Raw genomic sequence first — 15,581 nt, 5'->3', positions numbered from 1 at the left:
CAAGAGCCTCAGGCCCGCAGGAGCCGCACGGAGCCTCAGGCCCGCACGAGCCGCAGGCCCGCACGGCCGGGCCCGCTGGCGCCGCCGGGCTCCCGCGCGCCGCCTACGGCGTGTCCTCGCCCGCGTTCAGCTGGTTGAGCAGCCGGGCCAGTTCCGCCACCTCGCCGCGGTCCCAGTCGGCGAGTTTGCGCATGTACTGCTCGCGCCGGGCGCCCCGTACCCGCAGGAACCGCTCGCGGCCCTCCTCGGTGAGGCCGACCAGGAAGGCCCGGCCGTCGGCGGGGTCCGGCTCGCGGGCGATCAGGCCGAGGACCTCCAGGGCCCGCAGCTGGCGGCTCATGGTGGCCTTGCCGACGCCGAAGTACGCGGCGAGCTCGGTGGCCCGCTGCCGGCCGGCCGCCTCCAGGCGTACGAGGAGCCCGTACGCGGCGGGCTCCAGCTCGGGGTGCAGGGCGCGCGCCATCTCGCCGGAGGAGGCGCGGGCGCGCCGGAGGAAGACGGACAGCTCCCGCTCCAGGGCAAGGAACTCCTGGTCTTCGCTCCCGTACACGTCCTGCTCCTTCGGTGGTGGGTGGGCCGCCAGTATTTCGCAGCGGGCGCGCCGACGGCCCGGGGCCCCGCCGCGCGGGGTCCCGGGCCGTCGTACGGCGCCCGTCAGGCGGCGGCGCCGACCGGCGCCACCTCCTGCGCTCGGGCCTGCGACAGGGCCAGTTCCAGCACCTGGCGCACGTCGGTCACCGGGTGCACCTCCAGTCCCTCCAGCACCTCGGCCGGGACGTCGTCCAGGTCGGCCTCGTTGCGCTTGGGGATGATCACGGTGGTCAGGCCGGCCCGGTGCGCGGCCAGCAGCTTCTGCTTGACCCCGCCGATCGGAAGGACGCGCCCGGTCAGCGAGACCTCGCCGGTCATGGCCACGTCCGTGCGCACCGGGCGCCCGGAGAGCAGCGAGGCGAGGGCCGTCGTCATGGTGATGCCCGCGCTCGGTCCGTCCTTGGGCACCGCGCCCGCCGGGAAGTGGATGTGCACGCCCCGGTCCTTCAGGTCGCCGACCGGGAGCTCCAGTTCGGCGCCGTGCGAGCGCAGGAAGCCGAGTGCGATCTGCGCCGACTCCTTCATGACGTCGCCGAGCTGGCCGGTGAGGGTCAGGCCGGCCCCGCCCGTCTCCGGATCGGCCAGCGAGGCCTCCACGAAGAGGACGTCGCCGCCGGCGCCGGTCACGGCGAGGCCGGTGGCCACGCCGGGGACGGCGGTCCGCCGCTCCGCCGGGTCCTGGGCGGACTCGGGGACGTGGTGGGGCCGTCCGATGAGCCCGCGCAGGTCGTCGGGGCCGATGCTGAAGGGCAGTTCCCGCCGCCCCAGTTCGTGCTGGGAGGCCACCTTGCGCAGCAGGCGCGCGAGGGACCGCTCCAGGGTGCGCACGCCGGCCTCGCGGGTGTACTCGCCGGCGAGCCTGCGCAGCGCCTCGTCCTCCAGGACCACCTCGTCGGCGCCGAGGCCCGCGCGTTCCAGCTGGCGCGGCAGCAGGTGGTCGCGGGCGATGACGATCTTCTCGTCCTCGGTGTAGCCGTCGAGGCGGACCAGCTCCATGCGGTCGGCGAGTGCCTCCGGGATGGCTTCCAGGACGTTGGCCGTGGCCAGGAAGACCACGTCGCTGAGGTCGAGCTCCACCTCCAGGTAGTGGTCGCGGAAGGTGTGGTTCTGCGCCGGGTCCAGGACTTCCAGCAGGGCCGCGGCCGGGTCGCCGCGGAAGTCGGAGCCCACCTTGTCGATCTCGTCGAGGAGGACGACCGGGTTCATCGACCCGGCTTCCTTGATCGCGCGGACGATCCGGCCCGGCAGGGCGCCGACGTAGGTCCGGCGGTGTCCCCGCACCTCGGCCTCGTCGCGGACGCCGCCGAGGGCGACGCGGACGAACGTGCGGCCCATGGCGTGGGCCACGGACTCGCCGAGCGAGGTCTTGCCGACGCCGGGCGGCCCGACGAGCGCGAGCACGGCCCCGCCGCGGCGGCCGCCGATGACGCCCAGGCCGCGCTCGGCGCGGCGCTTCCTGACCGCCAGGTATTCGGTGATGCGGTCCTTGACGTCGCCGAGCCCGGCGTGTTCGGCGTCGAGGACGGCGCGGGCGCCCTGGATGTCGTACCGGTCCTCGGTGCGCTCGTTCCAGGGGAGTTCGAGGACGGTGTCCAGCCAGGTGCGGATCCAGGAGCCCTCGGGGCTCTGGTCGCTGGCCCGCTCGAGCTTGTCGACCTCCTTGAGGGCGGCCTCGCGGACCTTCTCGGGGAGGTCGGCGGCCTCGACGCGGCTGCGGTAGTCGTCGGACTCCTCGCCGTCCTTCTCGCCGTTCAGCTCGCGCAGTTCCTTGCGGACGGCCTCCAGCTGGCGGCGCAGCAGGAACTCGCGCTGCTGCTTGTCGACGCCGTCCTGCACGTCCTTGGCGATGGACTCGGCGACGTCCTGTTCGGCGAGGTGGTCGCTGAGCGCCTTGACGGCCAGCCTGAGGCGGGCGACGGGGTCGGCGGTCTCGAGCAGTTCGACCTTCTGCTCGACCGTGAGGAACGGCGAGTACCCGGAGTTGTCGGCGAGGGCCGACACCCCTTCGATCTGCTGGACCCGGTCGACGACCTGCCAGGCTCCGCGCTTCTTGAGCCAGCTGGTGGCGAGCGCCTTGTACTCCTTGACGAGCTCGGCGACGGCTCCCGGCAGCGGGTCGGGCACGTGCTCGTCCACGGTCTCGCCCTCGACCCAGAGCGCGGCGCCGGGGCCGGTGGTCCCGGCGCCGATCCGGACGCGGCCGCGGCCGCGGATGAGCGCGCCGGGGTCCCCGTCGGAGAGCCGGCCCACCTGCTCGACCGTGCCGAGCACCCCGGTCGCGGCGTACTTCCCGTCGATGCGCGGCACGAGCAGGACCCGGGGCTTGCCGGTGCCCGCCGCCGCCTGGGCCGCTTCCACGGCCCCGCGCACCTCGGCGTCGGACAGGTCCAGCGGAACGACCATTCCGGGCAGCACGACCTCGTCGTCGAGCGGCAGCACGGGCAGAGTGAGCGTTACGGACGTCGAAGCCATGATCAACCCTTCGGCAGTGAAGTTGAGCTATGCCGACTCAATGCAGCTGCGCCGCCCGTTGTTCCCCACGCTGCGTTCGCCTGGGGCGAACGCAGCGTGGGCGGCCGTCACCCGGCCGTCTCGGCGCTCGCCGGGCCCACCGCCACCGGGCGCTCGCCGGAGGCCGGGCCGGGCAGGCCCCACTCGCTCCACGAGCCGTCGTACACGGCCGTCCGCCGGTAGCCGGCGAGGTCCGCGCCGAGGGCGAGGACGCAGGCGGTGACTCCGGAGCCGCAGCTGAAGTAGAGCCGTTCCCGCTCGCCGGCCAGGGCCGCGAAGGCCTCCCGCAGCTCCCCCGCGGGGCGCATCCGGCCGTCCTCCCGCTGGAGGTCGCCGAAGGGCAGGTTGAGGGCGCCCGGCATGTGGCCGCCGCGCAAACCCGGGCGGGGTTCCGGGGCGGCGCCCGAGAACCGCTCGCGGGTGCGGGCGTCGAGGACGGCGGCGGCCGGGTCGGCCAGCGCCGCGGCGACGGCCTCGGCTCCGACGATCAGCCCGGGGCGCGGCCGGGCGGTGAACGAGCCGCGGGGGCCTTCGTACGCGGGGGGTGCGTCCTGGAGGGGCAGGCCGGCGGCGGTCCAGGCGGGCAGCCCGCCGTCGAGGACGGCGGCCCGGTCGAAGCCCATGGCGCGCAGCATCCACCAGGCGCGGGCGCTGGAGTAGACGCCGGCGCCGTCGTACACCACCACGGTGTCGGTGTCGTCGACGCCGAGGGCCCGCATCGCCTCGGCGAACCGGGCGGCCGTGGGCATGGCGTGCGGGGCCGGGGCCCCGTGGTCGGACAGCTCCCCGTCGAGGTCGAAGGGGCGGGCGCCGGGGATCCGCCGGCCGGCGCCGCGGTGGGCGCCCACGGAGGCGTCGAAGACGACCAGCCCGGGCCCGGCGAGCCGCGCGGCCAGCCAGTCGGCGCCGACCAGCGGCCCGGGCGGTTCGGGGGAGTTGGGGACGTCGGGGGTCATGCGGCGGCTCCTCGGGTGGTCGGAGCTCGATCCTGCCGCACCCCTCAGGCCGGACAGCCGCCCGGGCGGGCGTAGAGGGCGACGCGGGCGCCCCGCACCTCGGTGACCGAGCACAGGTCGAACCAGGCGGCCAGCGTCTGCCGCTTCACGGCCTCGCGCGGGTACGGGTCCAGCGGCTGGCCGGCCGGGTCCAGCAGGGCGATGACCCGGGGGGACGCGATGAGCGCCGCGCGCAGGTCCACCGAGGGCAGCTCGGTGCCCTGGAGGCTGTGCGAGGCCTCCGGGGAGCGGGCCAGGGCCACGTCGCGCAGCCCGTCGTAGACGCCGGGCGAGGACAGCAGCCACTCGCGGCGCCGGGAGGGCAGGAAGAGCACGGCGTCCCCGGGGCGGGCCAGCTCCCGGACCGTGGCGGCCACCGCGAGCGCGTCGTCCTTGCGGCTCTCGGGGGTGCGCAGCCACACCGACCAGCAGCCGGCGGGCACCAGCAGGGCCGCGACCAGCAGCCACGGCCACCAGCCGCGCGTCGCGGCCAGCCGGGCGCCCGCCAGGAGCGCGAGCCCGGCCAGCGCGTAGAGGACGTACCGGTCGACGTACCAGGGGTGGACCAGCGAGAGCGTCATCAGCAGCCCGGGCGGCAGCAGCGCGAGGGGCAGCGCCACGCGCACCAGGCCGGCCAGGCCGTGCCGCCCGGCGCCCCGGGCGAGGAGCAGCGCGGCGCCCGCGAGCACCCCGTAGGCCGCCCAGTCCTGCCAGGACGGCCGCCCGAGCCAGCCGAGCTGCTGCTCCGCCTGTCGGGCGCTGACCAGGGCGAGGGGCAGCAGCAGGGCCACGACGGCCCCGGCGGCGATGCGCCAGCCGCGCGAGCGCCAGGCCGGGACGGCGTGTGCGAGCAGGGCCAGCACCGCGAACTCGTGCAGCCAGCAGCCGAGCAGCAGGACGGCGGCGTACGCGGTCCACCGCTCGCGCAGCATCAGGTAGGTGGCCCACACCACGGCCGCGGCGACGAGGGCGTACGAGCGGCCCTCCTGCGCGTACATCTGCACGGGCGGGAGCACGGCGTACGCCAGCCCGGCGAGCAGTGCGGCCCGCTCCCCCGCGAGCCGGTGGCCGAGGGCGGCCACGCCGGCGGCGGCGAGGGCGGTGGCGGCGACGGAGGGCAGCCGCAGTGCCCACGGGCCGCCGTCCCAGGCGGCGAACACCCCGTGCATGAGCAGGTAGTACAGGCCGTGCACGGCGTCCACCTCGCCGAGCAGGTCCCAGAGGCCGCCGAGCGGCCGGTGCGCCACCTGCCAGGTGACGGATTCGTCGCGCCACATGCTGCCGCCGCGCTCCAGGCCCCACAGGCCGAGGAGGGCGGCGAGCAGCGGCGGGAGCACGCGCCAGGGGGCGATGCGGCGGATGGCTGCCTCCGGGTGCTGTTGTCGCGGGTGCGGGGACTCCATACTCGGGGTTCGGTCGGAGTACCTGCGGAGGTGGGTGTGCGAGCGTTCCGAGTGGTGGCGGTGACGGCGGCGGTCCTGGCAGCGATTCCGGCCGCCGGATGCGGGCCGTCCGGTTCCGATGATGTCGACGGCCGGCCGCCCGCGAGCGGCCCGCAGACGCCGGCGGACGCGGCGGGCACGGCGAGCCCCACGCCCGCCGCTCCGTCCGCGACCGCCCCGACGGCAGCGAGTCCGGCCCCCGCCGCGTCGCCGGACCCGGCCGGGACCCTGGTCCGGGCCACCCGCAGCGGCGGCTACGCCGGCCGGACCCACACCCTCGTCGTCAAGGGCGACGGCTCGTGGACCCGGCTGGGCGCCAAGGCCGAGCCGGAGGGCGCCGGCAAGCTGCCGCAGGCGCGGCTCGCCGCCCTGCGCGCCGCGCTCGGGGAGGCGGACTTCGCGCGCCTGCCGCGGATGGCCACGGGCGATACGACGGTGTACGACGGGTTCACCTACGCGTTCGTGCACGGCGGCTTCGAGGTGGCCGCCGAGCAGGAGGCCCTGGCCCCGGCCCTGAAGAAGGTCCTGGACGCGCTGCCCCCCTTCACCGCCTAGGAGCCGGCAGGGCACGGTCGGGGTCGGGCGAGCGGTCGGGGGCGGGGGTGGCGGCGGGGGCCGGCAGGCCCGCCCCGTCGGCCGAGACCTCCCGCAGCCGCCGGTCCAGGTAGGAGTGCAGCCGGGCCGGCATGTCCACGCTGGCGGGAGCCAGCACCCACTGGATCTGCAGGCCGTCCATGACCGCGAGGAGCTCGCGGCCGACACCCTCGCAGTCGGTGCCGGGGCGCAGTTCGCCGCGCGCGACGCCGGCCTCCAGCAGGTCGACGGTGTAGCCGAGGACGCGGGCGTAGCGCTCCCGGAAGTACGCGTGGGCGGGGTGTCCGGGGTTGCCGGACTCGCCGACCAGGGTGTTGAACATCCGGACGAGCCCGGGCCGCCGCGCGTTGTCGGCGGCGAGGGCGACGACGGTGGCGAAGTGCGCGGCCACCGAGCCGGCGGGCGGGCTGAACAGCCGCTCGATGTCGTGCCGCTCGCTCTGCGCCAGCACGGACAGCAGCAGGTCCTCCTTGCTGCGGAAGTGGTGCAGCAGGCCGCCCTGGGTGATCCCGCAGTCGGCGGAGATCCGGGCCAGCGAGGAGGCGTGGTAGCCCCACCGCGCGAAGTGCTCGACCGCGGTGTCGAGGATCTTCTGCCGGCGGGCGTCGCCCACCGCGTAGGTCCCTCGGCCCGCGGCCTTCGGGGCCGCCCGCCCCTTGTCCTGTGCCATGCGCACCACCCTAGGCCTGGGCGTCCGGGACCACGGGAACGGAGTGATCCAGGTCACTTTCGAAAACCTAGTGGGTACACGGTTTTCGCGTCTACGTTGGGGCACCCGGTCCTCCCCGCCTCCCAGGAGCCTTCCGATGAACGCGACCCCCGCCTACAAAGACGCCTCGCTCCCCCTGGACCGGCGCGTGGAGGACCTGCTGTCCCGGATGACGCTGGAGGAGAAGGCCGGCCAGCTCTTCCACTCCATGCTGATGATGAACGCGGACGGCAGCCCGGTCACCGAGACCGACGGCTCGATGCTCCCCTTCACCACCCCCGAGCTGATCGGGGACCGGCTCCTGACCCACTTCAACCTGCTCGGCAGCCACGGGGCCCGCGAGATGGCCCGGTGGCAGAACGCCGTGCAGGAGATGGCCGCGGCCACCCGGCTCGGCATCCCGGTCACCCTCTCGACCGACCCGCGCCACGCCTTCACCGACAACGTGGGCGCCTCCTTCAACTCCGGCGCCTTCTCCGCCTGGCCCGAGGCCCTGGGACTGGCCGCGATCGGGGACCCGGAGCTGGTCTTCCGGTTCGCCGACACCGTCCGCCGCGAGTACCTGGCCGTCGGCTTCCGCGTCGCCCTGCACCCGCAGATCGACCTGGCCAGCGAACCGCGCTGGGCCCGCCAGACCGGCACCTTCGGCTCCGACGCCCGGCTGACCGCCGAGCTCGTGCGGGCGTACGTACGCGGCCTGCAGGGTCCCGAGCTCGGCCCCGCGTCCGTGTCCGCCATGGTCAAGCACTTCCCGGGCGGCGGCCCGCAGAAGGACGGCGAGGACCCGCACTTCGCGCACGGCAAGGAGCAGGTCTACCCGGGCGGGATGCGCGAGCACCACCTGGAGCCCTTCAGGGCGGCGGTCGCCGCCGGATGCGCGCAGATGATGCCGTACTACGGCCAGCCGATCGGCACCGACTGGGAGGAGGTCGGCTTCGGCTTCAACAAGGGCGTGGTCACCGGCCTGCTGCGCGAGGAGCTCGGCTTCGAGGGCGTCGTGTGCACCGACTGGGGCCTGCTCACCGACTCCTCGATCTTCGGGCAGACGCACCCGGCGCGCGCCTGGGGCCTGGAGCACCTGGGCGTCGCCGAGCGCGCGGCGCGCGCCCTGGACGCCGGCTGCGACCAGTTCGGCGGCGAGCAGTGCCCCGAGGTGGTCGTGGAGCTGGTCCGCTCCGGGCGGGTCGCGGAGTCCCGCGTCGACGCGTCGGTACGGCGGCTGCTGCGCGAGAAGTTCCGCCTCGGCCTCTTCGAGAACCCGTACGTCGACCCGGACGCGGCGCAGGAGACGGTGGGGCGCGCCGATTTCACCGCCCTGGGCGCGGCGGCCCAGCGCCGCTCGCTGACCGTTCTGACAAATCCGGAGCGATTTATTCCGCTCTCCGCGAAGTCGGAGCCCCCGCACAAGCTCTACGTGCGGAACGTGGACGAGGCCGTGGCCGCCCAGTACGGGGAGGTCGTCGCCGACCCGGCCGCCGCCGACCTGGCCGTGCTGCGCCTGCGGACCCCGTACGAGCCGAGGGAGAACATCTTCGAGTCCTTCTTCCACTCCGGCTCGCTGGCCTTCCCCGAGCCCGAGCTCGCCGGGATCCTCGCCCTGCTCGACCAGGTGCCGACCCTGGTCTGCATCAACCTGGAACGGGCCGCCGTCATCCCGGAGATCGCGGCGCGCGCCGCGGCCCTGATCGCCGACTACGGCGCCTCGGACGCCGCCCTGCTGGACGTGGCCTTCGGCCGGGCCGTCCCCGAAGGTCGCCTCCCGTTCGAGCTCCCGCGCTCCATGGAGGCCGTCGAAGCCTCCCGCCCCGACGTCCCCAACGACACCGAGGACCCGGTGTTCGCACACGGCCACGGGCTGTCCCTGTAGGCCGGTACATCCCTCCCCCAACCCGGATCATCAGCACAAATGCCCTGTCCGAACCCCGCATAGCCGCAGGCCGGTGCCTCCTCTACGCTGCACCCCACCACGCAGATCTTCAGGGGCGGACCGGGACATGGAACAGACACACACCACCCACAACGGCGCCTCGGCGACCCCCGGCGCCCAGCGGCGCGTGCTCGTCGTCGAGGACGACCACACCATCGCCGAGGCCATCGCGGCGCGCCTGCGGGCCGAGGGCTTCCAGGTCCAGACCGCCGCGGACGGCCCTGCCGCCGTCGCAGCGGCCGAGAGCTGGCTGCCCGAGCTGCTGGTCCTGGACGTGATGCTGCCGGGCTTCGACGGACTGGAGGTCTGCCGCCGGGTCCAGGCGCAGCGGCCGGTCCCGGTGCTGATGCTCACCGCCCGCGACGACGAGACCGACCTGCTGGTCGGCCTCGGGGTCGGGGCGGACGACTACATGACCAAGCCGTTCTCCATCCGCGAGCTCGCCGCGCGGGTGCACGTCCTGCTGCGGCGTGTGGAACGGGCCACACAGGCCGCGCACACCCCGCGCGGGGCCACGCTGCGGCTGGGCGACCTGGAGATCGACCACGCGCAGCGCCGGGTCCGCGTGCAGGCGGAGGACGTGCACCTGACGCCGACCGAGTTCGACCTGCTGGTGTGCCTGGCCGGGACCCCGCGGGCGGTGCTCTCCCGGGAGCAGCTGCTGGCCGAGGTGTGGGACTGGGCCGACGCCTCCGGGACCCGTACGGTCGACAGCCACATCAAGGCCCTGCGGCGGAAGATCGGGGCGGAGCGGATCCGGACCGTCCACGGCGTCGGGTACGCCCTGGAGACACCGGCGCAGGCATGAGCGGCCGGCACCCCGGGCCGGGGCTGCGGCCCTTCTCGCCGTTCTCGATCAAGACGAAGCTGGGCACCCTCGTGGTGGTCTCGGTCTTCATCACGACGGGCCTGCTGCTGGTCGCCCTGCGCACGGACACCGAGCTGCGGTTCATCACCGTCTTCTCGGTGATCGCCTCGATGCTGATCACCCAGTTCGTGGCGCACAGCCTGACGGCGCCGCTGGACGACATGACGCGGGTGGCCCGGGCGATATCCCACGGCGACTACACCCGCCGGGTGCGCGAGGCGGGGCGCCGCGACGAGCTGGGCGACCTGGCCTCGACGATCAACCTGATGGCGGACGACCTGGAGGCGGTGGACCGGCACCGCAAGGAGCTCGTCGCCAACGTCTCGCACGAGCTGCGCACGCCGATCTCCGCACTGCGGGCCGTCCTGGAGAACGTGGTGGACGGGGTCTCGGCCGCCGATCCGGAGACCATGCGCACGATGCTCAAGCAGACCGAGCGCCTCGGCCGCCTCGTGGAGACCCTGCTGGACCTGTCCCGCGTGGACAACGGGGTGGTCCCGCTGAAGGCCCGCCGCTTCGAGGTGTGGCCGTACCTCTCGGGCGTGCTGAAGGAGTCGGGGCTGGCGGCCGCCGGACGGCCGGGCCTGCTCTCCGGTTCGGGCGGGCACACGCGCAACGACGTGCACCTGCACCTGGACGTCTTCCCGCCCGAGCTGACGGCCCACGCGGACGCGGAGCGGCTGCACCAGGTCGTCGCGAACCTGATCGACAACGCGGTCAAGCACAGCCCCCCGCACGGCCGGGTCACGGTCCGCGCCCGGGCCGGCGACGCGCCGGGCTCGCTGGCGCTGGAGGTCCGGGACGAGGGCCCCGGCATCCCGGAGGCGGAGCGGCACCGGGTCTTCGAGCGGTTCAACCGGGGCAGCGCACGGGCCGGGGACGGCGGCACCGGGTTGGGCCTGGCGATCGCCCGCTGGGCCGTGCAGCTGCACGGAGGGCATATCGGCGTGGCCGAATCGTCACGGGGCTGCCGCATCCTTGTCACGCTTCCGGGCAGCTCGCAGGCGCCGCGTTGACGTAGGGTTCGAGTGGGAAGGACATGATCTCGGCCACACGTACCCGGGGTCCGTCAGGGGTGCGAAGCCAAGGGGGCCGCAACCACGGTGCCCCCTACCCGAACCACGCTTGTTTCCCGCCATTCCAGGCAGCGAAACCCGCCGTTCGATGTGACCTACGCGACGGATGTCCCGCCCGGTCTGCATGTCGCGGCCGAGGAGGCGTAGCCTTTATTCCCGCTGTCCATACCTTGTGAAGCGGAAGAGGGCGGTTGCCGCCGTGTCGCCACAGTCCCCCAGTAACCCGAGCACCACGACCGAAGCAGCAGAGGGCGGGAAGACCCCTGCCTCAGGCTTCGGTGCCAACGAGTGGCTCGTCGACGAGATCTATCAGCAGTACCTCCAGGACCCGAACTCGGTCGACCGGGCCTGGTGGGACTTCTTCGCCGACTACAAGCCGGGGGGCATCGCCGCTCCGGTCAAGGCCGAAGAGCCGAAGAAGTCCCCGACGACGGACGGCGCCTCCGCACAGGCCGCCCCCGCCGTCGCCGCGGCTCCGCAGGCCGTCGACGCCGCCGCCACGGGGGCGGCGCGCGCCGCGGCCCCTGCCGCCCCGAGCCCCGCGCCCACGCCCGTGCCAGCTCCTGCCCCTGCTCCTGCCACCCCCTCTGGTGCCCCTGCTGTGACTGTCACCTCCCAGGCCCCGGCCGCCGCACCGGCCGCGCCCGCCACCCCCGCTCCCGTAGCCAAGCAGGCCGCGCCCGCCACCGAGGCCCCCGCGGGCCCGGAACTGGTGACGCTCCGCGGCCCGGCTGCCGCGGTGGCCAAGAACATGAACGCCTCCCTCGACGTCCCGACGGCCACGTCCGTCCGCGCCGTCCCGGTGAAGCTGCTGTTCGACAACCGCATCGTGATCAACAACCACCTCAAGCGCGCTCGAGGCGGGAAGATCTCCTTCACCCACCTCATCGGCTACGCGATGGTGCAGGCGATCAAGGCCATGCCGTCGATGAACAACTCCTTCGCGGAGAAGGACGGCAAGCCGACCCTGGTCAAGCCGGAGCACGTCAACTTCGGCCTCGCGATCGACCTGGTGAAGGCCAACGGCGACCGCCAGCTCGTCGTCGCCGGCATCAAGAAGGCCGAGACCCTCAACTTCTTCGAGTTCTGGCAGGCCTACGAGGACATCGTCCGCCGCGCCCGCGTCGGCAAGCTGACGATGGACGACTTCACCGGCGTCACCGTCTCGCTGACCAACCCCGGCGGCCTGGGCACCGTGCACTCCGTGCCCCGCCTGATGCCCGGACAGTCGGTCATCATGGGCGTCGGCTCCATGGACTACCCCGCCGAGTTCCAGGGCACCTCGCAGGACACCCTGAACAAGCTGGGCATCTCCAAGGTCATGACCCTGACCTCGACCTACGACCACCGGGTCATCCAGGGCGCGGCCTCCGGCGAGTTCCTGCGCATCGTCGCCAACCTGCTGCTCGGCGAGAGCGGCTTCTACGACGACGTCTTCGAGGCGCTGCGCATCCCGTACGAGCCGGTGCGCTGGAACCGGGACATCGACGCCTCGCACGACGACGACGTCACCAAGGCCGCCCGCGTCTTCGAGCTGATCCACTCCTACCGGGTCCGCGGCCACGTCATGGCCGACACCGACCCGCTGGAGTACAAGCAGCGCAAGCACCCCGACCTCGACATCACCGAGCACGGCCTCACCCTGTGGGACCTGGAGCGCGAGTTCGCGGTCGGCGGCTTCTCCGGCAAGTCGATGATGAAGCTGCGCGACATCCTCGGCGTGCTGCGCGACTCGTACTGCCGCACCACCGGCGTCGAGTTCATGCACATCCAGGACCCCAAGCAGCGCCGCTGGATCCAGGACCGCATCGAGCGCCCGCACTCCAAGCCGGAGCGCGAGGAGCAGCTGCGCATCCTGCGCCGCCTGAACGCGGCGGAGGCCTTCGAGACCTTCCTGCAGACGAAGTACGTCGGCCAGAAGCGCTTCTCGCTGGAGGGCGGCGAGTCCGTCATCCCGCTGCTCGACGCCGTCATCGACTCGGCCGCCGAGGCCCGCCTCGAAGAGGTCGTCATCGGCATGGCCCACCGCGGCCGCCTGAACGTGCTCGCGAACATCGTCGGCAAGTCGTACGCGCAGATCTTCCGCGAGTTCGAGGGCAACCTCGACCCGAAGTCCATGCACGGCTCCGGCGACGTCAAGTACCACCTGGGCGCCGAGGGCACCTTCACCGGCCTGGACGGGGAGCAGATCAAGGTCTCGCTCGTCGCCAACCCCTCCCACCTGGAGGCGGTCGACCCGGTCCTGGAGGGTGTCGCCCGCGCCAAGCAGGACGTCATCAACAAGGGCGGCACCGACTTCACGGTCCTCCCGCTCGCGCTCCACGGCGACGCGGCCTTCGCCGGCCAGGGCGTCGTCGCCGAGACGCTGAACATGTCGCAGCTGCGCGGCTACCGCACCGGCGGCACCGTCCACGTCGTGATCAACAACCAGGTCGGCTTCACCGCCGCCCCGGAGTCCTCGCGTTCCTCGATGTACGCGACCGACGTGGCCCGCATGATCGAGGCGCCGATCTTCCACGTGAACGGCGACGACCCGGAAGCGGTCGTCCGCGTTGCCCGCCTGGCCTTCGAGTTCCGCCAGGCGTTCAACAAGGACGTGGTCATCGACCTCATCTGCTACCGCCGCCGCGGCCACAACGAGTCCGACAACCCGGCCTTCACGCAGCCGCTGATGTACGACCTGATCGACAAGAAGCGCTCGGTGCGCAAGCTGTACACCGAGTCCCTCATCGGTCGCGGCGACATCACGCTGGAAGAGGCCGAGCAGGCGCTCCAGGACTTCCAGGGCCAGCTGGAGAAGGTCTTCGCGGAGGTCCGCGAGGCCGCCACGCAGCCCGCCGCCGGCGCCCCGGTGGCTCCCGCGCAGACCGCGCAGGAGTTCCCCGTCCCGGTGAACACCGCGATCTCCCAGGAGGTCGTGAAGCGGATCGCCGAGTCCCAGGTCAACGTCCCCGAGCACGTCACCGTGCACCCGCGCCTGCTGCCGCAGCTGCAGCGCCGCGCGGCGATGATCGACGAGGGCACCATCGACTGGGGCATGGGCGAGACCCTCGCCTTCGGTTCGCTGCTGATGGAGGGCACCCCGGTCCGGCTGTCCGGCCAGGACTCCCGCCGCGGCACCTTCGGCCAGCGCCACGCGGTCCTCATCGACCGTCAGACCGGCGAGGACTACACCCCGCTGCAGTACCTGTCGGACGACCAGGCCCGCTACAACGTCTACGACTCGCTGCTCTCCGAGTACGCGGCCATGGGCTTCGAGTACGGCTACTCGCTGGCCCGTCCGGACGCGCTGGTCCTCTGGGAGGCCCAGTTCGGCGACTTCGTCAACGGCGCGCAGACCGTCGTCGACGAGTTCATCTCCTCGGCGGAGCAGAAGTGGGGCCAGACCAGCGGCGTCACCCTCCTCCTCCCGCACGGCTACGAGGGCCAGGGCCCGGACCACTCGTCCGCACGCCCCGAGCGCTTCCTCCAGATGTGCGCGCAGGACAACATGACGGTGGCCATGCCCACCCTCCCCTCGAACTACTTCCATCTGCTGCGCTGGCAGGTCCACAACCCGCACCACAAGCCGCTGATCGTCTTCACCCCGAAGTCGATGCTGCGTCTGAAGGCCGCGGCGTCGAAGGCGGAGGAGTTCACGACCGGTTCGTTCCGTCCGGTCATCGGCGACAGCACGGTGGACCCGAACGCGGTCCGCAAGGTCGTCTTCTGCGCGGGCAAGGTCTACTACGACCTGGAGGCCGAGCGGGAGAAGCGCGGCATCACCGACACCGCGATCATCCGCATCGAGCGCCTCTACCCCCTGGCGGGGGCGGAACTCCAGGCGGAGATCGCCAAGTTCCCGAACGCGGCGAAGTACATCTGGGCCCAGGAGGAGCCGGCGAACCAGGGCGCGTGGCCCTTCATCGCCCTCAACCTGATCGACCACCTCGACCTGGCGGTCGGCGCGGACGTCCCGGCCGGCGAGCGCCTGCGCCGCGTCTCCCGCCCGCACGGCTCCTCCCCGGCGGTCGGCTCGGCCAAGCGCCACCAGGCGGAGCAGCAGCTCCTCCTGGACGAGGTCTTCGAGGCGTAGCCGCTGCGCGGAGCTGACGCAACACGGAAGGCCCGGCCCCCTCACGGGAGCCGGGCCTTCCGGCCGTCCAGCGCACGACCCCTCACTCCGGGGTGAGCCGAGGCTCCTTCATCCGGCGTTGGTTTCCGCGCTGGTGGGTGTCGCGGTCTTGGCGGCCACCTCGCGCAGACGCCCCCGAGGCCCGGGCCGCCGCAGACCCCGTCACACAGTGGGGCTCACAGCCCCGGCGCGACGACGCGCCTTTACCGCAGCGGTGTACTGCTCACGCGTCAGATCCACTCCGGAGATGCCGAGTTCGGTCAGAACCTCACGAACATCCTCAAGGGCACCCGGTACGTCCTTCTCCTCGACCAGGGTCTCCAGCTCCAGAAACGTCCCGTCCAGCTCGGGGACGCGGACCAAGGTGGCGAGCATCTGCCGGCCCCGCGCCTCGAACGCGTAGTTCCTGCACCTCTTCTCGAACGCGACAGCCTGCACATACCCGAGGCCGCGCAGCATTGCATGCACAGCCTGGGCGTCCTCCACGCGCGTCTCGTGCTCCGGCTTCGACCCGGACTCCTCATCCACCGGGGCGCCCTTGTACGTGAGGACGGTGCGCGTCTCGTCCACCCCGTGCACCGTTCTGACCCGGAGTTCCTCGTCCCGAGCCTCCAGCGCCCCCTCTACCGTGTCGTAGTAGGTGTCCTGGTATACCTCGGCCCGGCCCACGCCTCGCTCCTCCAGCCGGCGCAGCGTCTCCTCCGGCACGCGCACGCACGCCTTGAGCTCCGCTTCGATCATCCGCCAGTCCCCT

Annotated in this window: 11 protein-coding genes; 5 read left to right on the top strand and 6 right to left on the bottom strand. The window is 73.1% G+C overall.

The annotated features are described in order from the left end of the window. Positions 1-103 precede the first annotated feature (103 nt). The 4 genes from AB0D66_RS03910 to AB0D66_RS03895 form a co-directional block, all read right to left on the bottom strand. Positions 104-550, bottom strand: coding sequence for a MarR family transcriptional regulator (locus tag AB0D66_RS03910; protein WP_362296187.1), 447 nt, complete (start codon positions 548-550; stop codon positions 104-106). A gap of 104 nt (positions 551-654) precedes the next feature. Next, positions 655-3,063, bottom strand: coding sequence for an endopeptidase La (gene lon, locus AB0D66_RS03905; RefSeq protein ID WP_362296184.1), 2,409 nt, complete (start codon positions 3,061-3,063; stop codon positions 655-657). A gap of 107 nt (positions 3,064-3,170) precedes the next feature. Then, a complete protein-coding gene (locus tag AB0D66_RS03900; protein WP_362296181.1) occupies positions 3,171-4,058 on the bottom strand; it encodes a sulfurtransferase in 888 nt (295 codons plus the stop codon). Positions 4,059-4,102: 44 nt separating this feature from the next. Beyond that, a complete protein-coding gene (locus tag AB0D66_RS03895) occupies positions 4,103-5,500 on the bottom strand; it encodes a hypothetical protein (protein ID WP_362296178.1) in 1,398 nt (465 codons plus the stop codon). A gap of 36 nt (positions 5,501-5,536) precedes the next feature. Here AB0D66_RS03895 and AB0D66_RS03890 point away from each other — a divergent pair, with 36 nt between their 5' ends. After that, positions 5,537-6,094 carry a hypothetical protein gene (locus AB0D66_RS03890; protein ID WP_362296175.1) on the top strand — a complete coding sequence of 186 codons (558 nt, stop codon included), beginning with the start codon at positions 5,537-5,539 and terminating at the stop codon, positions 6,092-6,094. On the opposite strand, the gene AB0D66_RS03885 is transcribed toward AB0D66_RS03890, so the two are convergent. Further along, a complete protein-coding gene (locus AB0D66_RS03885) occupies positions 6,084-6,803 on the bottom strand; it encodes a TetR family transcriptional regulator (RefSeq protein ID WP_362296172.1) in 720 nt (239 codons plus the stop codon). The two genes, AB0D66_RS03890 and AB0D66_RS03885, sit on opposite strands and share 11 nt — an antisense overlap. Positions 6,804-6,939: 136 nt before the next feature. Here AB0D66_RS03885 and AB0D66_RS03880 point away from each other — a divergent pair, with 136 nt between their 5' ends. From AB0D66_RS03880 to AB0D66_RS03865, 4 genes are all read left to right on the top strand, one after another. After that, positions 6,940-8,709, top strand: a complete 1,770-nt coding sequence (locus AB0D66_RS03880; RefSeq protein WP_362296169.1) for a glycoside hydrolase family 3 N-terminal domain-containing protein — start codon at positions 6,940-6,942, stop codon at positions 8,707-8,709. 127 nt (positions 8,710-8,836) lie between these two features. Further along, positions 8,837-9,577 (top strand): response regulator transcription factor, encoded by a 741-nt coding sequence (locus AB0D66_RS03875; RefSeq protein WP_069921921.1) that lies wholly within the window; start codon positions 8,837-8,839, stop codon positions 9,575-9,577. Further along, complete coding sequence (locus AB0D66_RS03870; protein ID WP_362296164.1) at positions 9,574-10,653, top strand: HAMP domain-containing sensor histidine kinase; 1,080 nt, start codon at positions 9,574-9,576, stop codon at positions 10,651-10,653. The genes AB0D66_RS03875 and AB0D66_RS03870 overlap by 4 nt, the downstream gene beginning before the upstream one ends. 259 nt (positions 10,654-10,912) lie before the next feature. Beyond that, positions 10,913-14,788: a multifunctional oxoglutarate decarboxylase/oxoglutarate dehydrogenase thiamine pyrophosphate-binding subunit/dihydrolipoyllysine-residue succinyltransferase subunit gene (locus AB0D66_RS03865; RefSeq protein WP_362296160.1), complete on the top strand. Its 3,876-nt coding sequence runs from the start codon at positions 10,913-10,915 to the stop codon at positions 14,786-14,788. A 201-nt stretch (positions 14,789-14,989) separates the two neighbouring features. Here the strand turns inward: AB0D66_RS03865 and cyaB are convergent, their stop codons facing one another. Further along, positions 14,990-15,568: a class IV adenylate cyclase gene (cyaB, locus tag AB0D66_RS03860; protein ID WP_362296157.1), complete on the bottom strand. Its 579-nt coding sequence runs from the start codon at positions 15,566-15,568 to the stop codon at positions 14,990-14,992. Positions 15,569-15,581: the final 13 nt, after the last annotated feature.

It is taken from the genome of Streptomyces sp. NPDC048270, assembly GCF_040652335.1.
Lineage (GTDB): Bacteria > Actinomycetota > Actinomycetes > Streptomycetales > Streptomycetaceae > Streptomyces.
The sequence above is the reverse complement of the archived record's forward strand: the minus strand, read 5'-3'. Positions and strand labels throughout refer to the sequence as shown.